Raw genomic sequence first — 25,528 nt, 5'->3', positions numbered from 1 at the left:
GCCGCCGACGAAGTCCTGGCGGCACTGGGTATTGACAACGAGCCCCTGCTGGCCATCGCCAAGCGCCTGGAACAGATTGCGCTCGAAGACCCCTACTTCATCGAGAAAAAGCTCTATCCGAACGTGGACTTCTACTCCGGCATCATTCTCAAGGCCATCGGCATTCCCACCAGCATGTTCACCGTGATATTTGCCGTGGGCCGCACCGTCGGCTGGATCGCCCACTGGCACGAGATGATCAGCGGCCCCTATCGCATCGGTCGCCCCCGCCAGCTCTACACGGGCCACGCCCAGCGGGATTTCGTGCCCCTGGGCCAGCGCGGCGGTAGCCGCGCTGCAGACAACAAGGCCGCCCCGAGCGGCCTTTTTTCGTTACACTGCCCTTCAACAGGGCATAGCAACAGGAAAACGCAGGTCATGAGTGACATCGTCATCAGCGGCACAGGGCTGTATACCCCGCCCCAGTCCATCAGCAACGAAGAGCTGGTCATTTCTTTCAATACCTGGGTCGAGCAATTCAACGCCGAGAACGCGGAGGCCATTGCCGCCGGCACGATGGCACCCGTACAGCCCTCCTCTGCGGAGTTCATCGAAAAGGCATCGGGGATCAAGTCCCGCTATGTCATAGACAAGGCAGGGGTACTGGATCCGGAGCGCATGGTTCCGCGAATTCCGGAACGCCCGGACGCCAGCCCGTCAATCCAGTGCGAGATATCCGTGGCCGCGGCCCGGGAAGCGATGACCCAGGCCGGCAAGACCGCGGCGGACATTGACGCGGTTATCGTCGCCTGCTCCAACCTGCAGCGGCCCTACCCAGCGATCGCGGTGGAAGTCCAGGAGGCACTGGGCATCCAGGGCTTCGGTTTCGACATGAACGTGGCGTGCTCTTCCGCTACCTTCGGCATCCAGCAGGCCCGCGACAGCATCCTCTCCGGCAGCGCCCGCTGCGTACTCATCCTCAATCCCGAGATATGCAGCGGCCACCTCAACTTCCGCGACCGCGACTCCCACTTCATCTTCGGCGACGTCTGCACCGCAATCATCGTCGAGCGGAATGAGAAGGCTACCTCGGCGGAGCGCTACCGCATCGTCGACAGCAAGCTGCAGACCCTGTTCTCCAACAATATCCGCAATAACTTCGGCTTCCTCAACCGCGCCGCTGAGGAAGGGATTGGCACGCCCGACAAGCTGTTCGTGCAGGAGGGGCGCAAGGTGTTCAAGGAAGTCTGCCCCGCGGTGGCAAAACAAATCAGCGAGCAGCTGCAACGCCTGGATATCGCACCCGACACCCTCAAGCGTATGTGGCTGCACCAGGCCAACCTGAGCATGAACCACCTCATCGCTCGCAAGGTGCTGGGGCGCGATGCCCGCGAGGAAGAGGCGCCCACCATCCTCGACGAGTACGCCAATACCAGCTCCGCCGGCTCGGTGATCGCGTTCCACAAGCACCGCGGGGATTTTGCCAGTGGCGATCTGGGCGTGCTGTGTTCGTTTGGTGCGGGTTACAGTATCGGGAGTATAGTTCTGCAGCGGGTCTGACGCCCTCACCGCAGCACTGTCTCTATTGACTTCTGCGAGCACTGAACACAAGCAACCAGCAACCCGGGCACCGCGCATCCGGGTGGAGGTGGCAGGACACGCCGCAAATACTTCCATGTGGGCTCGGTGAGTTGGGCGGCCCCACGGATCCATGCCGTCTACGGTCCTGCCACCTCCACCCGGCTCCACGTCGCCCTCCCCTTGCGCTTTTTCCTGCCTTGCGAGCTTCGAAGTGCCGCTGAGTGCTCAGGACAGCAAGGGCGGCAGTGCCTCCAGCAGCGCGTCGCACTGCTCATCCGTACCCACCGTAATCCGCAGATAGTCGGAAATGCGCGGCTTGTTAAAATAGCGAACCACTATGCCCTGCTCCCGCAACGCGCGGAAGATGGCTCCCGCATCGCGCCCTGCACCGGGGGTGGCGAGGACAAAGTTGGCGGTCGAGGGCAACACCGTGAAACCCAGGGCCTCCAGTCCGCGGTGAAGCCGCTCGCGAGTCGCGATAACCTTGCGGCGGCAGCTCTGGAACCAGTCTTCGTCGGCCAGGGAGGCGATGACCGCGCGCTGGGCAACGGCGTCGAGCGGGTAGGAGTTGAACGAGTTCTTGATCCGCTGCAAGCCCTCGATCAGGTGGGCCTGGCCAAACGCCATCCCCACCCGCAACCCGGCCAGGGCGCGGGACTTCGACAGGGTCTGCACCACCAGCAGGTTGTCGTAGTCATTGATCAGCGCCACCGCGGAGTCACCGCCGAAATCGATGTAGGCCTCGTCGATGACCACCACCCGATCCGGATTGGCATCCAGCAGGCGGCGAATGTGCGCGAGCTCGAGCACCATACCCGTGGGGGCGTTCGGATTGGGCAGGATAATGCCGCCATTGGGGCGCTGATAGGCGGTCACATCGACCGTGAAATCCCCCCTCAACGGGATCTGCACAAAGTCGACTCCGTAGAGATCGCACCAGACCGGGTAAAAACTGTAGCTGATATCGGGGAACAACAGAGGCTGGTCCTGCTTCAGCAGCCCCTGGAAAACGTGCGCAAGCACTTCGTCCGACCCGTTACCCACAAACACTTGATCCTCAACCAGTCCATAGTACGCGGCCATGGCCTGGCGCAACTCGGTAGACTCGGGATCGGGATAGCGGCGCAGGGAATCGCCGTCGGTGGCCTGAACCGCGGCCAGTACGCGGGGTGACGGCGGATAAGGCGCCTCGTTGGTGTTGAGCTTCACCAGCCGCTGATGTCGGGGCTGCTCACCGGGCACATAGGGCGTCAGGCGCCGGGTAAGGTCACTCCAGAAGCGGCTCATGCACTCAGTCCTGCGGTCCGCTGACTCCCGCTATGGGAGTCGCGAATGGGCGATTGGTGGCGTCCCCTAGGGGGTTCGAACCCCTGTTACCGCCGTGAAAGGGCAGTGTCCTGGACCACTAGACGAAGGGGACGCAGCTGTCTCGGCATACAACCGAAAGCGCCAGTATTTTACTTGAGCAAGGCGGCATTGCAAGCTGCGTGTCGCACTGCGAGTGCCGCACTACGCGTGCCGCACTACGCGTGCCGCTCAATACTTGAACTGGGTGTCGAATATGACACGATCGTAACCACGACCGGCGCCTGACAGGTTCGTGCCCGACTCGTTGTCGAGAAACAGGGCAACTCCCACATGCCACTGCTTGTCGATCGCATAACTGCCGAACAGCTTGTGACCGCGGGCATCGGCGCCACCACCGGCCAGGTTGGAATCACGCAACAGGCCTAGAACCGCGTCTGCCTCCACGCGCTCATACTGATAGCCGACGTCCCAGCTTCCCGCGCCGTCTGCGTCGCCCAGCCGTGCTCCCGCCAACCAGGCCGTGTCAAATTCGTCAGCGTCCAGGTTCTGCACGTAATGCGCATAGACCGCCAGGGGCAGCCCGAGCCCGTGCCAGGTCAGGTCGGAAAACAGCTCCAGCTCCTCGAAGTTAGTATTGTAGGTGCAGCTGCCATCGCCTGCGCAACTGAAGCTGTTGCCATAGAACTCGTCGTTGTCGTCGAAGAATACCGTCTTGCCCTGCACCGGAATATCGATGTAGCCGGCGCCCGTGGTCACTGCGAGCTGTTCGGACAGATCCACGGTAAAGCCCGTTTGCACACCGTAATAGAAAGTGTTGTTCGAGCGATTGCTGTCGCTTTCCAATGCAATTGCTGCGGCGTTGATGAAGAGGCCATTGCCAGACCAGCCGAGGGCAATCCCCTCCGGGGTATAGTCCGAGTCCCAGACCAGGCCAGTGCCCTGGGGCCGGTAGAAGTTGTTTTTCATCTTGCCGCCGGTCAGGTAGGCGCCGTCAAAGGGCCGCCAGGTGGCGTAGGCCTGATCCAGGTAGAGGTCCTTGCTGGTGGCTCCGCCACCGAGAGTCGTATTGCCCGACGTCGGTGACTCGTTGCCCGCCGCTATGCGCAATCCTACTTCCACCGCGTTGGGAAGTTTCGCGGTCATTCCCGCGCGGGCGCGCAGGCGGTGCCGGGTGCGCACATCCCGCGCCGCGATATCGATTTCTTCATAGCGATAGCGGAAGTCGCCGCTGAAACGGACGGTGTCCGTCCAGTGGCCTGCCGGACGGGTCGCCGCGGCGGGAGCCCGGGTCAACTTGAGTTCGGAGACCGCGCTGGCAGTGCTCTCGCGCAGCTCGGCGTTCTCCTGCTCGAGCAGGGTAACCCGCTGCATCAGGGTGGACATCTGGGCCTTGAGCTGCTCGAATTCCGCTTCGCTGACGGCAGCCTGGGCAGTGCCGGCCAACAGCGAGCTGGCAACAACGGCAGCCACTACTGACGCTTGTCGTGTGTTGTTCATATGTCGTCCTCACCTGTCAGTGTCAGCGCGGTGGCGCATGACCGTTTCATGGCGATTTTATGTCTTTTTTATGACAAAACCATGACAGTGAGCAAAACGCGACGCTTTATTTGTCCTCAACCTGATTAATCAGCTCATCGGGCTCGACATGGCGTACATCCAGGCCGCGAACCAGGTAAATCACGCTCTCGGCAATATTGCAGGCGTGGTCTCCGACCCGCTCCAGGCTGCGCAACGTCCACATCTGCCCAAGCACGGGGCTGATCGTGCGTGGGTCCTCCATCATGAAAGTCACCAGGCTGCGCATTGCCGTGGCGTACTCCGAGTCCACCGAGCGATCGGCAATCACTGTTTCCACCGCCATGTCGACATCGAGACGGGCAAAAGCGTCCAGCGCGTGTCGCAGCATCTCACCGACATGGTTGCTGATGTGCCGAATCTCGGTGAAAGTGGCACTGCTTGACGCGGCTTCCTCGGAGGCCTTCACAGCCTGGCGGGCGATCTTGCTGGCCTCGTCGCCAATCCGTTCCAGGTCCGTCGTGACCTTGGAAATCGCCAGCACCAGGCGCAGGTCGCTGGCAGCCGGCTGGCGGCGGGCAAGAATGCGGAAGCACTCCTCGTCAATGCTGATCTCAAAGTCATTCACCTGCTCATCGCCGGCTATGACCTCTTCCGCGAGCCCGCTGTCGCGATTGAGCAGTGAATCCACAGCCTTGCCGATCTGCTGTTCCACCAACCCGCCCATTTCCAGCAGGTGGTTCTTGACGGATTCCAGCTCGGCATTGAACTGGGCTGATATATGTTGCTTATAGCTATCCTGTTGCAGCATGACAATGTCCTCAGCCGTAACGGCCGGTGATGTAATCCTCGGTCTGTTTCTGTTCCGGGTTGGTAAAGAGCGTATCGGTGTCGTCGTACTCGATCAACTTGCCCATGTACATGAAAGCGGTCATGTCTGATACCCGGGCCGCCTGCTGCATGTTGTGGGTGACGATCACGATGGTGTAACGCGACTTGAGCTCGTAGATCAGCTCTTCAATTTTCAGCGTGGAGATCGGGTCCAGGGCCGAAGCAGGCTCATCGAGCAGCAGCACTTCCGGCTCAACGGCAATCGTCCGGGCAATCACCAGACGCTGCTGCTGACCACCGGACATGCCCAGCGCGCTCTCATGCAGGCGATCCTTGACCTCTTCCCACAGCGCCGCGGCGCGCAGGGACTTCTCCACCACCTCATCGAGAACGCGCTTCTTGTTGATGCCCTGAATGCGCAGGCCATAGGCGACGTTTTCGTAGATGCTCTTGGGAAAGGGGTTGGGCTTCTGGAATACCATGCCAACACGCCGGCGCAGGGCCGCCACGTCCACTCGCCGGTCGTAGACATCCTCGTGTTCCAGCAGCAACCTGCCATCCACCCGGCAGCCGTCCACCAGGTCGTTCATGCGGTTGATACAGCGCAGCAGGCTGGACTTGCCGCAGCCGCTGGGCCCGATGAAGGCGGTCACGCGCTGGCGGGGTATTTCCAGATTGATATCGAACAGCGCCTGGGCGCTGTTGTAGAACAGATTCAGGTTTTCCATTCGCAGACTGGTTTCAGCGGGAGTGGCCGGCCCGGATGCTTGAGGCTGGTCGCGCTTCAGCGCCTGGATGTCAATGGCATGGGTTTGCATGGTCAGATCCTGTCTAGTGTTCCAGCGACTTGTAGCGTTCCCGCAAGCGGTTGCGCAGGCTTACGGCGGCAAGATTCAACAGCGCGATGATCAGCACCAGCAGCAGCGCCGTAGCATAGACCAGGGGGCGCGCGGCCTCCACATTGGGGCTCTGGAAGCCCACATCATAGATGTGGAATCCCAAGTGCATGAACTTCTGGTCCAGATGCAGATACGGGTAATTGCCGTCCAGGGGCAGGGTCGGCGCCAGCTTCACCACACCGACCAGCATCAACGGCGCCACTTCTCCTGCTGCCCGCGCTACCGCCAGGATGAGGCCGGTCATCATCGCCGGACTCGCCATCGGCAGCACGACCCGCCACAGGGTTTCAGCACGGGTGGCACCGAGGGCCAGGGATCCCTCTCGCAAGGTCTTGGGGATCCGCGCCAGCCCCTCTTCGGTCGCGACGATGACCACCGGCAGGGTGAGCAGGGCCAGGGTCAGGGAGGCCCACATCAGGCCCGGAGTACCAAAGGTAGGCCGTGGCAAGGCCGCCGGAAAGAATACCTCATCCAGCTCGCCACCGACGAAGTACACGAAGAACCCGAGGCCGAACACGCCATAGACGATTGATGGCACCCCGGCCAGATTATTGACCGCCACCCGGATGGTGCGGGTAATAAAGCCCTGAGTGGCGTATTCGCGCAGGTAGACCGCCGCAACCACGCCGAAGGGAGTAACGATGATAGACATCAGGATCACCATCAACACCGTACCGAACATGGCGGGGAAAATACCGCCCTCGGTATTGGCCTCGCGAGGCTCGGCGGTGAGGAACTCCCACAGGCGCTCGGAGTACATGCCCAGCTTGGCGAACACACCCATCACGTTGGGCTGGTAGGCGCGCACCACCTTGGCAATAGGCAGGGTCACCACCCGCCCGTCAGCAAGTTCGGCGCTGTAGCTGTGGTCCTTGATACTGTCGTAAAGAACGTAGAGCTCCTCCTGCAGAACACGGAAGCGCGCTTCCTGCTCCGCCCGCAGGCCGGCCAGGTCCGCCGCTGCCGCCGCATCCAGGGCACCGTCAAGTTCCAGCCTTCGCTCGCGCAGACGCAGGCGCTCAAGTTCGTAGTTGATTGCGCCGATATCCACCTGCTCGATTCGGCGGATCTCTTCCCGCACGGCTACGGTGTCGGCAATCAACGCCTGCAGTGCCTGCCAGGTAGCCTCCGCGCCGTCCGCCGCGACCGTAATCTCCGGCGCATTGAAGCGGCTGACGCCGCGCAGATAGCCGTAGAAATTGCCCCATTCCAGCCGCTCGATCACCACCACATCGGGCGGCAAGCGACGTTCACCAAACTGCTCGTTGATGAGCCAGGTGAAATCCGTACCGAGGAAATCGCGATTGCCCTGCTTGAGCAGGGTGCGCCGAAAATAGGGACCGGGGCCCTGCAGCTCGATACCCGCCTCCCGCAGCTGGATACCGGCTACCTCAACTTCCTCCACGACCTCGCCCAGCAGCTCCCGCGACTGATCCTGGTAGCTGACCTTGACCGCCAGCACATCCGCCGGCCAAAAATGGCTGAGACCACGCACCGCCAGCAACAGCAGCAAGCCCACCACCGCGATCACGCTCACACTCACGGCGGCGGCATTGAGCCAGATCAGCGGCTCGCCACTGCGTACCCAGGCATTGACCCGGGGGGCTCGCTCGCTGTGTAAATCCTGTTCGTTGATCATTTTCATCACAGGGACCCGTACTTGAGCCGCAGCCGCTGCCGCACCAGCTCGGCAATGGTGTTGACCACAAAAGTAAACATGAACAGTACAAACGCCGCCAGGAACAGTACGCGGTAATGGGTGCTGTCCACTTCGGCCTCGGGCACCTCCACCGCGATATTGGCCGACAGGGTGCGCATGCCTTCGAAGATATTGACGTCCATGATCGGCGTGTTGCCGGTAGCCATCAGCACAATCATGGTCTCCCCTACTGCGCGCCCGAGGCCGATCATCAACCCCGAAAAAATGCCCGGACTGGCGGTCGGGATTACCACCCCGACCAGGGTTTGCCAGGGCGTGGCTCCCAGCGCCAGACTGCCGTAGCTCAAGTGCTTGGGTACAGAAAAAATGGCGTCCTCGGCGATGGAGAATATCGTGGGGATTACCGCCATGCCCATGGCAATACCCACCACCAGTGAGTTGCGCTGGTCGAATGATATTCCCAGCTCCGCGGTGATCCAGCGGCGCATGTCACCGTCAAAGAACAGCAGCTCAAAACTGTCATTGGCAGCAAAGCTCAGGTAGCCGATGAGAATTACCACGGGAACCAGCACCGCCGCGTGCCAGCCCTCGGGCACCAGGGAGCGCACGGCAATCGGCAGGCGGGACCAGAGGAAAGCGAACAACAGCACCCCGACCGGCAGTGCCAGCATGAGGGTCACCACCGCGGTCAGCTTGTCCTCAACCAGCGGTGCCAGCCACAGCCCCGCCAGGAATCCCAGGATCACCGTGGGCAGGGCTTCCATCAGCTCGATCATCGGCTTGATCTTGCGGCGCAGGGGTGCGGCCATGAAATACGCGGTGTAGATGGCGCCGCATATTGCCAGGGGCGCGGCGATCATCATGGTGTAGAACGCCGCCTTCAGGGTGCCGAAGGCCAAGGGCGCAAAGCTGTACTTGGGCTCGAAATCATTGTCGGCGGAAGACGACTGCCAGACATGAGCGGGCTCGTCATAGCTTTCGTACCAGACCTTGCTCCACAGCGCCGACCAGGAAATATCGGGGTGCTCGTTGTGGATGTGCCAGCTGCGCAGGCTGCCATTGGCATCCACCATGACCAGTGCGTCGGCCCGCGGCGAGATCGCCGCTGCGCCCTCACCCAGAGGCAGGGCTTCCTGGCTCAGCAGGCGCCGGTGAGCGGTGCTGTGATAAATCTGCAGCTCACCGTCCAGTCCCAGCGCCAGAAAGCCCTTGCGGCGCTGCTCCGGCACCAGCCTGGTGATCACCACTCCATCGGTGCCAAACTCGCGAATGCGCTGCAGGTGGTTGCCTCCCTCTCCGTCGCGCACCATGAAGAACTGCACCAGCTCACCGCGGTCGGAGGCCGCCAGCAGCGATATGCCCCCGAGCAACATGGCGCTGGCGGAAAGGCGACCGCCGCCATTGAACAACGCACCCTGGCCGGCCACCTGCAGGTAGCCACTGCTGTCGCGCTGCCGCAGGTTCAGGACGGTATAGCCACCGGATGCGTCCAGCCGGAACAGCCAGCGCAGGTCTTCGTCGATATGGAACGCGGCAGTCACACCGCCCAGCGCAGGTATCTTCAATTGCTCCTGGGACAGGGACACTGCCCCTGTTATGAAGTTCTCTTCACGAACAACACGGTGCGCCTGTAGTTCGCCGGAACGGGTCAGGGCCGCGACCACCAGGCCTTCAGTAGTATCACCTACGGCCAGTTTTACCACCGGCTCGGTACCGGTATCCAGGGCCAGCCCCGCGTAATGTCGCTCCAGTCTGGGCGTGATGACCCGCTCACCGCCCGGATAGGTCAAGCGGTATTCATGACTGTGCAGGGAAATACCGCCGGAGTCGTGCGCCACCGCGAACAGGCGGCCCTCGGCCCCCTCGGCTGCCACCGCGGTTATTGCGCCCAGCTCCGGCGCCAGGGGCTCGGTGAGCACCAGTTCACCGCTGTCGAGCACGAAAACACGGGCGCTGCCATCGGCGAAGACGCCGAAACCCAGCTCGGTCTGCTCTTCCACTGCCAGGAACAGCGGCGCCTCGGCCAGAGGGGATTCGACAGCGGCCCGGGGCTCCATCCGGGCATTGCCAAACAGCGGCAGCACTTCGTACAGCAGGTAGAAGAATATCAACAGAATGGCGATCAGTACCCCGGCGCCGCCGGTGGTTACCGCGACGGTGGCGGCGCGGTCCTTGAAGTGGCGCCACCGGGGCGTAAAGGGCGAAACGTGCTCGCTTAATCTGGCCAAGGTTGCGGTTCTCGACTGTGAGGTAAAATCCCGGGCAGACGCCCGGGCGTGAACGGCTGCCCGACGGGCTGGAGGACTTACAGCTCCAGTTGCTTGCTGTAACGCTCAACAACCGCCGCTGGCAGCGGAATGTAGCCGTCTTTCAGCACCACCTCCTGGCCCTGGCGCGAGAACACCAGCTTGATGAATTCGCGCTCCAGGGGTGACAGCGGCTTGTTCGGATTCTTGTTGATGTAGACGTACAGGAATCTCGCCAGGGGATAGCTGCCATTGATGGAGTTTTCCCCGTTGGCTTCAACCGCGGCCTCTCCCTCGCGCTTGCTGATCGGCACGGTGCGCACACTGGAGGTACGGTAGCCAATGCCCGAATAGCCGATACCGTTGATCGAAGTGGATACCGACTGCACCACGGAGGCCGAACCGGGCTGCTCATTGACGCTGTTCCTGAAATCGCCCTTGCACAGACCGACGCTCTTGAAATACCCGTAGGTGCCGGAAACCGAGTTGCGACCGAACAGCTGCAGATCACGATTTTCCCAGGCCCCGTCCAGGCCCAGCTGGCCCCACTTGCTGATATCCGCTGCGCCACCGCACTTGCGGGTGGAAGAGAAAACCGCGTCCACCTGTTCGATTGTCATGCCGGCAATAGGGTTGTCCTTGTGCACGTACACCGCGAGGGCGTCAATGGCGACCGGCACGGCGGTCGGCTTGTAACCGTGGCGGGCCTCGAAAGCCTCAATTTCCTGATCGCGCATATCGCGACTCATGGGACCGAAGTTGGCCGTGCCTTCGGTCAGGGCGGTCGGCGCTGTGGAAGAACCCGCGGCCTGGATCTGGATGTTGACGTTCGGATAAGCCCGCTTGAACTCTTCCGCCCACAGGGTCATCAGGTTGGCCAGGGTGTCGGAGCCGATGCTGGACAGGTTGCCGGACACGCCGCTGGCAACCTGGTAGTCCTGAAGATTGGGGTCAAGATCGGCAAAGGCAGCCGGCGCGAGGCTGATACCGGCGGCCGCGACAGCGGCGTGGAACAGGTGTTTGATCGACATGTGGTGCTCCCGTCTATGAAGAAGGTTGACCCTGCCTACAGTAAACGCAGTTTATGACAAAAATATGACAGCTCCGTGTAACAGGGCAGAAAATCTTCCCGCAGCCACTCAGCTACTATCCGGGGAACACCAGGGTGAAGGTACTGCCTGCACCCGGTGTGCTCTCGATACGCAGCTCGGCCCGGTGGGCCGCGGCCACGTGCTTGACGATAGCCAACCCGAGCCCCGTGCCTCCGGTTGCCGAGGAACGGCTGTCATCCACCCGGTAAAAGCGCTCCGTCAGGCGCGGCAGATGAACCATATCGATGCCAATCCCCTGGTCCTGCACCGACAGCGACAGGCGCCCGCCCTCCCGCCGCCAGCTCACTGTCACAATACTGTCATCTTTGCTGTACTTGAAGGCATTCAGCACCAGGTTCGACACCGCGCTGTGCAGTTCCCGGTAGTCCCCCGCCACCGTGTCGGTTGCGGCCAGCTCCAGTAGCAGTTTACGCCCTGGATGAGAGGTGTGTAATTCGTCCTCCAACTCCTCCAGGAGCGCACAGATGTTGACCTGCTCGCGCCGGGGCTGGGTGCGTACGCTCTCGATCCGTGACAGCCAGAGCAGGTCCTTGAGCAGGGACTCCATGCGGGCTGCCTGCTGCTCCATCTGTTCCAGAGGGCGACGATAGCGGCTTTCCAGCTGGCCGGCATTGGCGAGTATGGTCTCCAGATAGCCCTTGATGACGGTCAACGGTGTGCGCAGTTCGTGTGAGACGTTGCCGACGAAATCCCGGCGCATCTGCTCCAGCTGGGCCTCCTTGGTCACATCGCGCACGAACACCAGCCTGTCGCCGCCGCCGAAGGAGGTCACGGAGAACTGCAGGTATTGCGCGTGCTCGCCCTTGATCGTCACCTGCAGTGGGCTGTCGAAGGCAGCGGCGAGAAAGTAGCGATGAAACTCCGGCAGACGCACCAGGTTGAGCAGGGCCTGGCCACGGTCAGTGGGATATCGCAGCCCCAGCAGTCGCTCCGCCGCACTGTTGCTCCACTCAATGGCACCCTGGGCGTTGACCATGATCGCGCCGTCATGCATGGAGGACAGGGAACCCTGCAGGTAGTCCAGTCGCGACTGCAGTAGCGCCTGGCGCTCCTGGGCAGCACGCTGCACCTTGTAAAGGCGATCGTAGATGACACCCCAGATACCCTGCGCCTCCGGGGGTTCGATCGACGGGTCTGCGAGCCAGCGTTGCAGACGCTGCAGCTGGTACAGCCAGCGTCCCAGCAAGGCCAGCAGTGCCAGCGCCAGCACCAGCCAGGGAAATCCGAGTATCCAGCCCGCCGCCAGGGCACCGATGGACAGCAGAACCAGCCGCCGCAGCTCGACCAGCCAGGCGCCGGCAGCATTCACCGCGCGGGCACCCCGCGGGCAGAGAAGCGGTAGCCTGTGCCGCGGACGGTCTGGATCAAATCGCTGTAGTCAGCATGCCCGGTCTGCAGGGCCTTGCGCAGGCGACGGATGTGCACATCCACCGTGCGCTCTTCGACATAGACATTGGCGCCCCAGACCTGGTCCAGCAGCTGGCTGCGGGTGTAGGCGCGCTCGGGATGGGACATGAAGAAATGCAGGAGATTGAATTCTGTGGGCCCCATGTCTACCGGGTCCTCGGCGAGGAACACCCGCCTGCTCTCGCCGTCGATCACCAGCTCCCCGACCTGGATTCGATCCAGCTCATCACCGCCGCTGGCGCGACGCAACAGGGCCTTGATCCGGGCGATCAGCTCCCGGGGAGCGAACGGCTTGGTGATATAGTCGTCGGCGCCAACGTCCAGGCCCTGAATAACGTTGTCTTCCGCGGTTTTGGCTGTGAGCATGATCACCGGCAGGTCGCGCGTGGTATCGGTGCGCTTGAGCCTGCGCAACAGCTCAAGGCCGCTCCCGCCGGGCAGCATCCAGTCCAGCAACACGATATCGGGGCGTTCATCGACTATCAGGGTAAAGGCATCCTGGATGTTTTCGGCCTCAATGCAACGGAACTCGGCGATTTCCAGCGCCATCCGTAACATATCCCGTATGGCAAACTCGTCGTCGACGATCAGCACCTTGCGTTCATTCATCGGTCACATTTCCCTCGTTGGCGATTCAGTGCAAGGTATTAGATGAGGAAATTGTGACAATAAAATGACAATCCGCCTTTTTCAGCCTGTTTTTGCTCCCCCGACGGACAATCCGGAAGGATATCCCCGGCGGATACTCGCGGACGGGAGGCCCCGGGCGCAAAGTCCAGGGCGGGCCGCCGCGAGTGGCAGCCCTTGCTAGCGCCCGGGGACGATACTCAGCGGAGGCTGGCGTTGATGTTCAACAAGACCTTGTTGCCGGGACAGACGTCCTCCTCGGTCAGGCTGTTCAGCGGCCGACGCGAGGTCTCGAGGACATCGTGGAGATCCCGGGAGTCCTTGTCGATGTAGACCAGCCCGGTCAGGATCTGTCCCGCGGCGCGGCTTTGCTCCAGGGCAATCATGGCCGACACGCGGTCAAAGGGATCCAGGTCCTCGGCCAGCTTTTCCAGGTGCAGGACGGAACCGTCATGCAGGGTGACCTCCTGGGTACGTCCGGCAACATAGCTGGCCGTGATCTCGTCGCGCATGGGCACGAAATCCACGGTACCGGTGGCCTCCGAGTGCTCGCGGACGAAATCGTAACTCTTGGTGGAGCCCTGATTGTTGTTGAACGTCACACAGGGCGAGACCACGTCGATCAGGGCGAAGCCCCGGTGTGCTATTGCCGCCTTGATCAGCGGCACCAGCTGGCCCTTGTCGCCGGAGAAGCTGCGAGCCACGAATGTGGCGCCCAACTGCAGGGCAAGGCCCGGCAGGTCAATGGCGGAAAAGGGGTTCGGGTCGCCCTTCTTGCTGGCGGAGCCCTCATCGGCAGTGGCGGAGTCCTGGCCCTTGGTCAAGCCATAGCAGCCGTTGTTCATGACAATGTAGACCATGTTCAGGTTGCGCCGGACCGCATGGGCAAACTGGCCCATGCCAATCGACGCCGTATCGCCATCGCCGGAAACCCCCAGGTACAGTAGATCCCTGTTGGCCATGTTGGCACCGGTGACCACGGAGGGCATGCGCCCGTGCACCGAATTGAAGCCGTGGGATTTGCCCAGGAAGTAAGTCGGCGCCTTGGAGGAGCAGCCGATGCCGGACAGCTTGGCGATCCGGTGCGGCTCCAGGGCCAGCTCGTGGCAGGCACGGACGATAGCGCCGGAAATGGAGTCGTGACCGCAGCCTGCGCAGAGGGTGGAAATCGCCCCCTCGTAGTCTGCCTTGGTGTAACCGAGGGCGTTAACCGGCAGGTCAGGATGCCTGAACTTGGGCAGCTGGTAGCTCATGAGTTCATCTCCGCGCCGGCGACCACTCGCTCGCGACGCAAGGGGGTGACGTTATATCCCGGCATCTGCAGCAGGATCTGCTTGCGGATGTTGCGGGCACTGATGGGGGTACCGTCGAAACAGAGCACGGATTTGAGTTTGTCCGGCCCCAGCTCGAACTCCGCCATGAGCAGGGTACGCAGCTGCGCATCGCGGTTCTGCTCGATAACGAAAACGCGCTCGTGACGGGCGATGAACTCCTCCACCTCGTCGTTGAAGGGGAAGGCCCGTACCCGCATGGCGGCCAGCGGAATACCGTCTTCGGCCAGGTAGTCGCGAGCCTCCATGGCGGATTCCTCGCTGGTGCCGAAGAACAGGATAGCGGTGTCCGTTTCCTTCCCGGAGGGTGTCTCGATTGGCGCCGGCACCCACTGCTTGATGGTTTCCCACTTCGCCATCAGGCGGTGCATGTTCTTCTCGTACTCTTCACCCTTTTCGGTATAGACCGCGTACTCGTCGCGCGAGGTACCGCGGGTGAAGAACGCGCCCTTATCCGGGTGGGTACCGGGGATGGTGCGATAGCAGATGGCGTCGCCATCCACGTCCAGATAGCGCCCGAAGCGCTCCATCTCGTCCAGTTGCCCGGCGCTCAGCACCTTGCCACGGTCATAGCGGCGGTCGTCGTCCCAGACCAGGGGCGGCGACATATTGTCGTTCATACCCAGGTCCAGATCAGTCATCAGGATGACAGGAGTCTGCAGCCGCTCCGCCAGGTCGAACGACAGGGCGCCAAAATCAAAGCATTCCTTCGGCGTGGCGGGAAACAACAGCACCTGCTTGGTATCGCCATGGGAGGCGTAGGCCGCGGAGAGGATGTCCGACTGCTGGGTCCGGGTCGGCATGCCGGTGGACGGGCCGGCGCGCTGCACGTCGAACAATACCGTGGGAATCTCGGCAAAGTAGGCAAGTCCCAGGAACTCGCTCATCAAGGACAAGCCGGGGCCGCTGGTCGCGGTGAAGGCGCGAGCGCCATTCCAGCTCGCCCCCACCACCATCCCGATGGCAGCCAGTTCATCCTCCGCCTGCACAATGGCGTAATTCCTGCGGCCCGTGCCCGGATCAATGCGCAGGCGCTTGGCGTATTTCTCGAACGCGTCCACCACCGAGGTTGAGGGCGTAATGGGATACCAGGCCGCCACTGTGGCGCCACCGTAAATGGCGCCCAGGCCCAGAGCCGTATTGCCGTCCAGCAGAATGTTGTCGCCGACCTTGTCCGACTTGCGCAGGCGGATCCCGATCGGGCAGTCGAAGTTTTCGGTCGCGTACTGGTAGCCCAGTTCCAGTGCCTGGATATTGGGCAGGATCAGCTTGTCCTTGCCCTTGAACTGGTCCTCCACCAGACCGGTCAGCACAGCGAAGTCCATGTCCAGCAGGGCTGCCAGGGCACCGACGTAGATCACGTTGCGGAACAGCTGGCGCTGGCGCGGATCCTGGTACTGCTCGTTACAGATCCGGGTCAGGGGAATACCCATGATATTGACGTCACTGCGGATCAGGCGCAGGTCCAGCGGCTTGGTGTTGTCATAAATGAAGTACCCGCCCGGCTCCAGCTCCTGGATGTCCTGGGGCATGCTCTGCGGATTCACCGACAGCATGATGTCGACGCCGCCGCGGCGCCCGAGGTAACCGCGCTCACTGACCCGCACCTCGTACCAGGTGGGAAGACCCTGGATATTGGAGGGGAAAATGTTCTTGGGACAGACCGGCAGGCCCATGCGGAATACGGCTTTGGCGAACAGGTTGTTGGCACTGGCACTGCCGGTGCCATTGACGTTGGCAAACTTGATGACGAACTCGTTGACGGCTTGCAGCGCTTGCATGGTTTATTGCCCCGCTTTGGTAACGCTGTAAAGAAACTTCTGCATGTCCCAGGCCGTTGTCGGGCAGCGCTCGGCGCAGAGGCCGCAGTGCAGGCAGACATTCTCGTCCTTGACCATGACCCGCCGCGTCGGCAGGTACTCGGAAACATACAGATCCTGGGCCAGGTTGCCGGCCGGGGCACTCAACTGCAGGCGCAGTTCAGGCTCTTCCTCATTGGCGGTGAAGGTGATGCAGTCCGTGGGACAGACATCCACGCAGGCATCGCACTCGATGCAGCGCGGCGCGTCGAACACCGTCTGCACGTCGCAATTGAGGCAGCGCTCCGCTTCCTTGAACCCGGTCAGCGGATCGAAGCCCAGCTCCACCTCCAGCTTGCGGTCGCGCAGGGTCTTTTCCAGCGGCGCCAGCGGCACGACATAGCGCTTGTCGTTTTCCACCGCGTTGTCATAACTCCACTCGTGGATGCCCATTTTCTGGCTCACCAGGTTGGCGAAGGGGGGCGGCCGATCGCCAACGGACTCACCGCGGCAGAACAGGTCGATGCTGACCGCTGCCTGGTGGCCGTGGGCGACCGCGGTAATGACGTTCTCGGGCCCAAACGCAGCGTCGCCACCGAAAAACACCCTGGGATTGGTGGACTGGAAAGTCACTTTATCCACCACCGGCATATCCCATTTATCGACCTCGATCTCCAGATCGCGCTCGACCCAGGGAAAGGCATTCTCCTGGCCGATAGCCATCAGCACATCATCCGCTGCCATGAACACCAGGTCTTCACCGGTGGGCACCAGACTGCGCTTGCCGTCGGCATCGTACTGCGCCTCGACCTTCTCGAACCGCATCCCCTTGAGCTGCCCGTCCTCGATCACGAAGTCCTTCGGCACATGGTTGTCGTAGATCGGAATGCCCTCGTGCATGGCATCCTCTTTCTCCCAGGGCGAGGCTTTCATGTCGGCGAACGGACTGCGCACGACCACCCGCACATCCTCGCCGCCGAGGCGACGCGAGGTCCGGCAGCAGTCCATGGCGGTGTTGCCGCCGCCGAGGACGAGAACCCGCTTGCCAATGCTCCCGGTATGCTCGAAGGCGACGCTGGACAGCCAGTCTATGCCGATGTGGACGCGCTTGCCCGCCTCCTCCAGACCCGGCAGGTTCAGACCCTTGCCCCGGGGGGCGCCGGTGCCGACAAAAACCGCGTCATAGTCCTTTTCCAGAACACTCTTGAGGCTGGTTACCTCGGTATCAAAATGGGTGACGACACCCATGTCGAGGATATATCCCACCTCCTCGTCCAGTACCGATACGGGCAAGCGAAAGGAGGGAATCTGACTGCGCATCATGCCGCCGCCGGCAAACTGGTTGTCGTAGATATCGATGCTGTAGCCCAGCGGCATCAGGTCGCGCGCCACGGTCAGGGAGGCGGGACCCGCACCGATCAGAGCGATCCGCTTGCCGTTCTTTTTCTGCGGGATCGCCGGTAAACGCGCCTTGATGTCGGCCTTGTTGTCCGCAGCTACCCGCTTCAGCCGGCAAATCGCCACCGGCTCCTCGCCCTTGGCGATACGGCCGCGGCGGCAGGCGGGCTCGCAGGGTCGGTCGCAGGTACGACCGAGTATCCCGGGGAACACGTTGGATTCCCAGTTGATCATGTAGGCGTCGTCGTAGCGGCCTGCAGCAATCAGCCGGATGTATTCCGGGACCGGCGTGTGCGCCGGACAAGCGTACTGGCAATCGACGACCTTGTGAAAGTACTCGGGGTTCTTGATATCGGTTGGGTTCACGGCAAAGGCCTGTTTTACATCGTTATGGAGTGAATTCGCGACCGGGGCGAGCTGGACGAAAGTTTGTCACAAACAAGCCTCATTTTCATCTCCCCGCAGTTGCATTCGAGCCCTGTTTGGCGCCAATCACAGGATTTAACCGCCACCGACAGCATTATTGAACCATTCGTGCTCGGCCTAGAACAGCCCAAAGAAGCCGCGGCGGCGCGGCAGCGAGCTCTCACAGGCCGCCAGCTGGGATTGATACTGACTGGCGCGGGTGCGCACCTTGCCGGCAACGCCCTGCAGCCATGCCTTGCCGCGATAGGTACCCCGGTTATAACCCCCATGACCCTCGTGGTAAGCGAGATACAGCCGGTAGGCGTCGTCCCGGGGTATACCGCTGCGGTGCAGGGACTCGTTGTTGTACCAGCCGATAAAGTGAATCGAATCGGCGAAATTCTTGCGACTGGCCCGGTGACGACCGGTACTGCGCTGGTAGCTTTCCCAGGTGGAATCCAGGGCCTGGCTGTAGCCAAAGGCATCCGAGGGCCGCGGCCCGGGGATGATACCGAGGATGCGGCGCCGGGGCGGCTTGGCCTTGGCCACAAAGCGCGACTCCTGATGCATGATCGCCAACATCACCGGAATTGGACTCTGCCAGTCATCGCGCGCCTTGACCGCGTCGTCATACCAGCCCTTTTTCTCCTGAAAGATGCTGCAGGCATTGTCCACCCTGGCCGGCGGCGCGGTGGCGCAGGCGGGCAACAGCGCCGCGAGTATCAACACGAACAGGATTCTCAAAGCTCTACTCCACACTCCGCCAACAGCGCCAGAAGCGCGGCTTCGTCAATTACCGGAATCCCCAGCTCGGTGGCCTTGCCCAGCTTGGAACCGGCGCCGGGGCCGGCGACCACCGTGTGGGTTTTGGCCGACACGCTGCCCGCCACCCGCGCACCGAGCGCTTCCAGATGGCCCTTGGCCTCGTTGCGCCCGAGCGCCTCCAGGGTGCCGGTCACGACCCAGGTCTGGCCGGCAAGGGGCAACTCCTCCGCCGCTGGTGGCTCGAGATCCGGCCAGTGCACCCCGGCATCGCGCAGGGCCTGCACCACCGCCAGGCTGTCGCCGGAATCAAAAAACTGACGCAGGTGATCCGCGACCACCGGACCGACATCCGGCACCGCCAGCAAGGCCTCCTCGCCGGCCGCAACAAGCGCCTCCCAGCTGCCAAAATGCCGGGCCAGGTTACCGGCTGTGGCCTCCCCGACCTCGCGAATCCCGAGTGCGTAGATGAACCGCTGCAGGGTGGTCTGCTTGCTGCTTTCCAGCGCTGCCAGCAGCCTGTCCACCGACTTCTCTCCCATCCGCTCCAAACCCAGCCACTGCTCACGCGGCAGGGTGAAGATATCCGCGACGCTGCGCACCAGGCCTCGATCGACGAGCTGCTCCACCAGCTTGTCGCCCAGGCCTTCCACATCCAGCGCCCGGCGCGAGACAAAGTGCCGTATGGCCGCCTTCTGCTGGGCCTGGCAGATCAGCCCGCCCATGCAGCGCAGCACGGCTTCGTCCGGGGCCCGCTCCACCGCCGAGCCGCACACCGGACAGGTAGCGGGAAACACTACCGGGGCTGCAGACGCCGGACGCCGCTCGGGCACCACCGCCACCACCTGCGGAATCACGTCCCCGGCCCGGCGCACGATCACCGTATCGCCGACGCGCAGGCCGAGGCGTTCGATTTCATCGCCGTTGTGCAGTGTGGCGTTGCTGACCGTGACACCGCCGACGAACACCGGCTCCAGCCTGGCCACCGGGGTAATGGCGCCGGTCCGGCCAACCTGGAACTCCACCGCCAGCACCCGGGTCATTTCTTCCTGGGCGGGGAACTTGCGGGCAATGGCCCAGCGCGGTGCGCGAGAAACGAAGCCGAGACGCTGCTGCAGGGCGAGGTCGTTGACCTTGAATACAATACCATCGATGTCATAGCCCAGCTCCGCCCGGCGCGCGGCCAGCTCCTCGTAGTAGGCATCGCAGGCATCAATGCCGGTGACCACGCGGGACTCGCTGTTGATACGCAGGCCCCAGGCCTGCAAGCGGTCCAGCACCTCCGAGTGCCGTGCCGGCAGATCGCCACCCTCAAACAGGCCCACGCTGTAGCAGCACATCTGCAGCGGCCGGCGCGCGGTGACCCGCGCGTCCAGCTGCCGCAGGCTGCCCGCCGCGGCGTTGCGCGGATTGACGAAAATTTTCTCACCGCGCTCGCGGGCCTCGGCGTTGATCTGCTCGAACCCGGCCCGCGGCAGGTAGATTTCACCGCGCACTTCCAGTAGCGGCGGATAGCCCTCGCCGCGCAGGCGCAGGGGTACGGAAGCGACGGTCCGCACGGTGTGGGTGATATCCTCGCCGGTAGTGCCATCGCCGCGGGTGGCACCGCGCTGCAGGCGACCGTCCCGGTACAGCAGGCTGACGGCAATACCGTCCAGCTTGGGCTCGCAGGCAAACTCCAGCGCATCCGCAGGATCCCGGCCCAGCCGCTCCAGCAGCCGCCGGTTGAAAGCGTGCATATCCTCGGCATTGAACGCGTTATCGAGGGACAACATGGGCAGTTCGTGCTGCACTTGGTGAAACTGGGCGAGGGGGCTACCACCGACACGCTGGGTCGGCGATTCGGGATTCAGGAGTTCGGGATGTTCCGCCTCCAGTACCCGCAGGCGCTGCAGGCTGCGGTCGTATTCGGCGTCCGGAACGCTGGGGTCGTCCAGCACGTAGTAGCGGTAATTCCAGGCTTCCAACTGATCCCGCAAGCGGGCGACCTCCGCCGCCGCGGACAGCTCAGGTTCCACCGCCACCATCTCCCGGCCGCCTCAGCGCGAGCGGGCCAGCAGCCGCCGCTCGAGATCACGGATCTGCTGACGACTGTGCTCCAGGGTCTGTCGCGTCAGGGCGCTGCGGGTTTCGTCAAGCACATCGCCGTCGAGGTTGCGCGCCACGGCCTGGGCCGTCTCCAACATGTAATCGAAAGCCTTCATCATGTCGTCGGGACCCGGCAGGGTGACAAAAAACACCAGTCCCGGTGTGGTGAAATCCGCCATGTTGTCGATATCAAACACACCGGGCTGCATCATGTTGGCGACACTGAACTGGATCGCACCGCGGCCGGCCTCGAACTCGTGGCGATGAAAGAAACTCATGTCGCCAAAGCGCAGGTCACAGGCCAGCAGAATGTGCAGAATATCATCACCGCGGAAGCCCTCCGGTTTCCGGGCCACGACATTGAGCATGAAAACCTCGGGCTGGACGTCCCGCGGCAGGCGCCCCGGTTCAGGCACATCGGACGCCGGACGCGCACGTTCCTCTGCCTCCAGCGCGTCCAACCAGTCGAGATTTTCCGGCTCATCCCGGGTGCTGAGGCCGTACACCAGGTCGTCATCGGTGGCGGGCGCTGGCGGCGTTCCTGCGGTTTTTGCGGGTCTCGGCCCGGGCTCCCGGGACGGTGCCGGATCGCTGCCGCGGGACGGCGCCTCCGGGGCCCGCGGGCCTGCGGTGGGCCCCCGGGCGGCACTGCTCCCCGCAGACCTGGCAATGCGCTCGGCCCTCACTGCCTGCTCCGCCCGCTCCGCCCTGTCGGCCTTGTTCTGGGCGGTGGCATCTAGCAGGTGACTGCGCTCGACAACCCGCGCCCCGCCGTTGGGCAATTCCTTGAGCAGGCCGATATCGTCATCGACAGCCGCGGCGCCGGTATCGCTGTTGGCCAGTTTGACCCGGACCGGGGAGCGGCGTTCATTGCGAACCCGGCGCCAGGCATCCAGCAGCACCGCCAGTATCAGCAGCACTCCGACTATCACCATCCAATCGCGTATCGTCAAGTCCATCACAGCTGCACCCGCTTCCTCCGGTTGTTCTAACTCGCCGCCAGTTCCGCCGCCTCGTCGACATCCACCGTCACCAGGCGCGACACACCCGGCTCATGCATGGTGACACCCATCAGCTGATCCGCCAACTCCATTGAGATCTTGTTGTGGGTAATGTAGATAAACTGCACCTTGGCGGACATTTCCTTGACCATCCGCGCATAGCGGCCGACGTTGGCATCGTCCAGCGGCGCATCCACCTCGTCCAGCATACAGAACGGCGCCGGATTGAGCTGGAAGATGGAAAACACCAGGGCTATGGCGGTGAGGGCCTTCTCGCCGCCGGAGAGCAGGTGAATGGTACTGTTCTTTTTTCCCGGAGGCCGCGCCATGATGGTGATACCGGTATCCAGCAGGTCGTCCCCGGTCATCTCCAGATAGGCGTTGCCGCCGCCAAACACCCGCGGGAACAGCTCCTGCAGTCCGCTGTTTACCTTGTCAAAGGTGTCGCGGAAGCGGCTGCGGGTTTCCTTGTCGATTTTGCGAATGGCCGAGGCAAGGGTCTCGAGGGCTGTCTCCAGGTCCTCGTTCTGGGCATCCAGGTAGTTCTTGCGCTCGGATTGCAGGGCGTACTCATCGATGGCGGCGAGGTTGATTGGACCCAGGCGGGCAATGCGCGCAGCCACCTTCTCCAGCGCCACCTGCCAGTCGGGCTCGTTGGCACCCTCGGGCATGTTGGCCAATACCTGTTCCAGATCCTGGTCGCCCTCGCGCAACCGGCGCAGCACGTTCTCGCGCTGCACCTGCAGGCCCTGGTGCTGCAGGCGCTGCTGTTCCAGCTCCGAGCGCACACCCTGGGCACGCTGCTCGATGGCGGCGCGCTGCTGTTCGGCCTGGCGCATGGCGTGCTCCACTTCCGCCACTGCCTGCCGGGCCCGGGTCAGTTCTCCCTCCGAGGCCAGGCGCAGCTCCAGCTGGGATTCCAGCTCTCCCTGCAGGCCGGCCAGCGGGTCGTCGGCCTGCATGAGACTGCCCTCGAGTACTTCGCGCCGCTCCTGCAACTGGGCCAGCTGGGAACGGGTTCGCTCCATGGTATCGCGCAGGGCACGCAGCTGGGTCTCCAGCGACTGGTGCCGCATGGCAGCCTGGTGTGCCAGATCCTTGTCGTGGCGGGCCTTCTGCCGCACGCTGTCGAGCTGGGTGCGGGCTTCATCGCGGCGGGTCAGGAGATCCTCGCGCTGGCGCGAGTCCACCTCCATCTGCTCAATCGCAGACGCCAGCAACAGCCGCGCCTCGGACACCGCCTCCTGTTCCACGCGGAACTGTTCCCGGGTGTCGTTGATTTCCGCGGCCAGACGGTCCCGGCGAGCACTGATCTGCTCCAGCCGGGCCTGCTGCGCCGACAGCTTCGCACTCATGTCCGAGTGCTGCCGCGTCGCCTGCTGCAGCTCACGCTGACTGTCCTGGCGCCGGGATTCCAGGGTCTGCTGTCGCTCCCGGGCCTGCAGCTGGCCCGCTTCCAGCTCGGCCACCTGCGCGGCGGTGGATTCGATCTCGGCGGCGAGCCGCTCCAACTCCTGCCGGCGCTGGATAACGCCGCCTTCCTGGTCGCCCGGCCGCATGACACGCAGCCAGTCCGCGCCCAGCCAGATGCCTTCGGGGGTAATTACCGATTCGCCGGCCGCAAGTGCGGGCCGCAGGGCCAGGGCGGCGGGCAGGTCGTCGGCCACCCGCACAGCTGCGAGCAGGCTTGTGGCCGCCGCGGGGCCCCGTACCCGCGCTGCCAGGTACCCGGGGCCGGCAGTCGCTGTACCACCCGGCTCCACCAGGCTGAGCTGGCCCTGCTGCAACTCGCCCAGCAAACCGGCAAAGCTGCCCAGCCGATCGACACAGACCGCCTGCAGGTAGTCGCCGAGCACGGTTTCCACCGCCAGCTGCCAGCCATCATCCACCTGCAGCTGCTCCAGCAGGCGCGGCTGATCCTGCAGCTCACGCGCCGCCAGCCACGCGCTGACGCCCTGGTCGCGATCCTCGGTGGCCGCCTGTTGCAGGGCTTCCAGCGACGCCTGGCGACCGCGCAACTGCTGCAAACGCGAGCGGCTGTCGTTGAGCTGGCCCGACAGGCTACCCTCTTCGTCGCGGGCGGCAGCCAACTGTTGCACCAGCTCGTCGCTGTGCGACTCGAAGGCAGCCATCTGCTCTTCGAGCAGGGCGAGTTCTTCCGCCAGCACTTCCAGACCCGGTTCGTCGTCATCCTGAACCAGGCCCGCCCGCTCCTCTTCCAGCTGCAGGACACGCCGCTGCAGGCGCTGCTGGGCCTGCTCCAGGTGCTGAATCCGCGACTGTTGAACCTCGGCCTGCTGCCGCGGCGCGGCAGCGTGCGGGTTGAATTCGTCCCACTGCTGCTGCCAGTGGAGCATGGCATCCTCGGCCTGCAGCAGGGACGAGGCGGACTCTTCTTCCACCGCCTGCAGCATCTCCAGTTCCGGCGCCAGGGTTTCCCGCTCCGCCTCCCAGGTCTCCAGCTTCTCCTCGTCCTGGCGCAGGTGCTGCCCTGACTCCTCCAGACTGGCCAGGGCCTGGCGCAGATCGTCATTGAGCTGCCGGGCCCGCTCCTGCTGGTATTTGATGGCCTGTTCGATACGCGCCACCTCGGCACCGAGGGTGTAATAAGTCGCCTGAACCTGGTTGAACACATCCGTGCATTCGCTGTGGTCCTGGCGGCGCTGCTCTATGGCAGTATCCACCTGCTGGTGCTCGGCATTCACCGCCTCCAGTTTCACCTCCAGCTCGCCGATCGCCTGGGCACAGGCCGACGCCTGACCGTCCAGCTGCTGCCACTGCAAAGCCTGCGACTGCGCCTTGAGGGTCCGCTCCTCATTCTTGTACTCGGTATACTTTTCCGCCGCCTGGGCCTGCCGCTGCAGGTGCTGCAACTGCCGCTGCAGCTCATCGCGCAGATCGGTCAGGCGCTCAAGGTTCTCCATGGTGCGGCGCATGCGGTTCTCGGTCTCGCGGCGCCGCTCCTTGTACTTGGAGATGCCCGCGGCCTCCTCAATGAATACCCGCAGCTCTTCCGGCTTGGACTCGATCAGGCGGGAAATCATGCCCTGCTCGATAATGGCATAGCTGCGCGGCCCCAGGCCGGTACCAAGGAAGATGTCGGTAATGTCTCGACGCCGGCAGCGGCTGCCGTTGAGGAAGTACTCCGACTGGGCTTCACGGGTGACCAGGCGGCGGATGGAAATCTCGGCATAGCTGGCGTACTCGCCACCAACCCCGCCATCGCTGTTGTCAAAGACCAGCTCGATGGAAGCCTGACCCACCGGTTGCCGGTTCACCGAGCCATTGAAGATAACGTCGGTCATGGACTCGCCGCGGAGGTTCTTGGCGGAGCTCTCGCCCATCACCCAGCGCACCGCATCGATCACATTGGATTTGCCACAACCATTGGGGCCCACCACCGCGGACATGTTGCTGGGGAAGTTCACGGTTGTCGGGTCGACAAAGGACTTGAAGCCGGCGAGCTTGATGGACTTTAATCGCATATAACTTTAACTAACTTATATAACCAGCTGTTTTTAAACGAAAATAGCGCTCTACTTGAGCGCCAATCGCCGACCCGTGACCACAAGATGTAGT

General features: G+C 63.1%; 17 protein-coding genes, 1 tRNA gene and 1 pseudogene. 2 read left to right on the top strand and 17 right to left on the bottom strand.

Translation table 11 applies throughout. The features are described from left to right. Together RJQ10_RS04650 and RJQ10_RS04645 are read left to right on the top strand one after the other, a co-directional pair. Positions 1–321, top strand: a pseudogene (locus RJQ10_RS04650) (citrate/2-methylcitrate synthase); the annotation flags it as partial. 96 nt (positions 322–417) lie between these two features. Continuing rightward, positions 418–1,539, top strand: a complete 1,122-nt coding sequence (locus tag RJQ10_RS04645) for a beta-ketoacyl-ACP synthase III (protein ID WP_350144108.1) — start codon at positions 418–420, stop codon at positions 1,537–1,539. Positions 1,540–1,785: 246 nt separating this feature from the next. Here the strand turns inward: RJQ10_RS04645 and hisC are convergent, their stop codons facing one another. The 17 genes from hisC to smc form a co-directional block, all read right to left on the bottom strand. Continuing rightward, positions 1,786–2,847 carry a histidinol-phosphate transaminase gene (gene hisC, locus RJQ10_RS04640; RefSeq protein ID WP_350144103.1) on the bottom strand — a complete coding sequence of 354 codons (1,062 nt, stop codon included), beginning with the start codon at positions 2,845–2,847 and terminating at the stop codon, positions 1,786–1,788. A gap of 57 nt (positions 2,848–2,904) precedes the next feature. Beyond that, a tRNA-Glu gene (locus tag RJQ10_RS04635) sits at positions 2,905–2,980 on the bottom strand. Between the two features lie 116 nt (positions 2,981–3,096). Then, a complete protein-coding gene (locus RJQ10_RS04630) occupies positions 3,097–4,365 on the bottom strand; it encodes a putative porin (protein ID WP_350144100.1) in 1,269 nt (422 codons plus the stop codon). A 106-nt stretch (positions 4,366–4,471) separates the two neighbouring features. Further along, positions 4,472–5,194, bottom strand: coding sequence for a phosphate signaling complex protein PhoU (gene phoU, locus RJQ10_RS04625; protein WP_350144098.1), 723 nt, complete (start codon positions 5,192–5,194; stop codon positions 4,472–4,474). 10 nt (positions 5,195–5,204) lie between these two features. Continuing rightward, on the bottom strand, positions 5,205–6,032 hold the full coding sequence (gene pstB, locus RJQ10_RS04620) for a phosphate ABC transporter ATP-binding protein PstB (RefSeq protein ID WP_502880212.1): 828 nt from the start codon (positions 6,030–6,032) through the stop codon (positions 5,205–5,207). 13 nt (positions 6,033–6,045) lie between these two features. Further along, positions 6,046–7,758, bottom strand: coding sequence for a phosphate ABC transporter permease PstA (pstA, locus tag RJQ10_RS04615; protein WP_350144096.1), 1,713 nt, complete (start codon positions 7,756–7,758; stop codon positions 6,046–6,048). Then, positions 7,758–10,001: an ABC transporter permease subunit gene (locus RJQ10_RS04610; protein WP_350144094.1), complete on the bottom strand. Its 2,244-nt coding sequence runs from the start codon at positions 9,999–10,001 to the stop codon at positions 7,758–7,760. The genes pstA and RJQ10_RS04610 overlap by 1 nt, the downstream gene beginning before the upstream one ends. Positions 10,002–10,078: 77 nt before the next feature. Continuing rightward, positions 10,079–11,050: a PstS family phosphate ABC transporter substrate-binding protein gene (locus tag RJQ10_RS04605; protein ID WP_350144092.1), complete on the bottom strand. Its 972-nt coding sequence runs from the start codon at positions 11,048–11,050 to the stop codon at positions 10,079–10,081. A 115-nt stretch (positions 11,051–11,165) separates the two neighbouring features. Beyond that, positions 11,166–12,440, bottom strand: a complete 1,275-nt coding sequence (phoR, locus tag RJQ10_RS04600; protein ID WP_350144089.1) for a phosphate regulon sensor histidine kinase PhoR — start codon at positions 12,438–12,440, stop codon at positions 11,166–11,168. Beyond that, entirely contained in the window at positions 12,437–13,147 is a 711-nt protein-coding gene (phoB, locus tag RJQ10_RS04595; RefSeq protein WP_350144087.1) for a phosphate regulon transcriptional regulator PhoB, read from the bottom strand. Before phoB ends, phoR begins: the two co-directional genes overlap by 4 nt. A 218-nt stretch (positions 13,148–13,365) precedes the next feature. Next, complete coding sequence (locus RJQ10_RS04590) at positions 13,366–14,418, bottom strand: 2-oxoacid:ferredoxin oxidoreductase subunit beta (RefSeq protein WP_350144084.1); 1,053 nt, start codon at positions 14,416–14,418, stop codon at positions 13,366–13,368. After that, entirely contained in the window at positions 14,415–16,277 is a 1,863-nt protein-coding gene (locus tag RJQ10_RS04585) for a 2-oxoacid:acceptor oxidoreductase subunit alpha (RefSeq protein WP_350144082.1), read from the bottom strand. The genes RJQ10_RS04590 and RJQ10_RS04585 overlap by 4 nt, the downstream gene beginning before the upstream one ends. A 3-nt stretch (positions 16,278–16,280) precedes the next feature. Next, complete coding sequence (locus RJQ10_RS04580) at positions 16,281–18,059, bottom strand: FAD-dependent oxidoreductase (protein WP_350144081.1); 1,779 nt, start codon at positions 18,057–18,059, stop codon at positions 16,281–16,283. A 177-nt stretch (positions 18,060–18,236) separates the two neighbouring features. Next, the gene (locus RJQ10_RS04575; protein WP_350144079.1) at positions 18,237–18,842 is read right to left on the bottom strand and encodes a transglycosylase SLT domain-containing protein; all 606 of its coding nucleotides are present in this window, start codon (positions 18,840–18,842) and stop codon (positions 18,237–18,239) included. Further along, the gene (ligA, locus tag RJQ10_RS04570; RefSeq protein ID WP_350144076.1) at positions 18,839–20,887 is read right to left on the bottom strand and encodes an NAD-dependent DNA ligase LigA; all 2,049 of its coding nucleotides are present in this window, start codon (positions 20,885–20,887) and stop codon (positions 18,839–18,841) included. The genes RJQ10_RS04575 and ligA overlap by 4 nt, the downstream gene beginning before the upstream one ends. A 12-nt stretch (positions 20,888–20,899) precedes the next feature. Beyond that, positions 20,900–21,907, bottom strand: coding sequence for a cell division protein ZipA (gene zipA, locus RJQ10_RS04565; RefSeq protein ID WP_350144073.1), 1,008 nt, complete (start codon positions 21,905–21,907; stop codon positions 20,900–20,902). Positions 21,908–21,936: 29 nt separating this feature from the next. Further along, the gene (smc, locus tag RJQ10_RS04560) at positions 21,937–25,434 is read right to left on the bottom strand and encodes a chromosome segregation protein SMC (protein WP_350144070.1); all 3,498 of its coding nucleotides are present in this window, start codon (positions 25,432–25,434) and stop codon (positions 21,937–21,939) included. Between the last annotated feature and the right edge of the window lie 94 nt (positions 25,435–25,528).

Source organism: Haliea sp., from assembly GCF_040222615.1.
In the GTDB taxonomy this organism is placed as follows: Bacteria; Pseudomonadota; Gammaproteobacteria; order Pseudomonadales; family Halieaceae; genus Haliea.
Note: the sequence above shows the minus strand (reverse complement) of the source record. Positions and strands in the feature narration are given on the sequence as shown.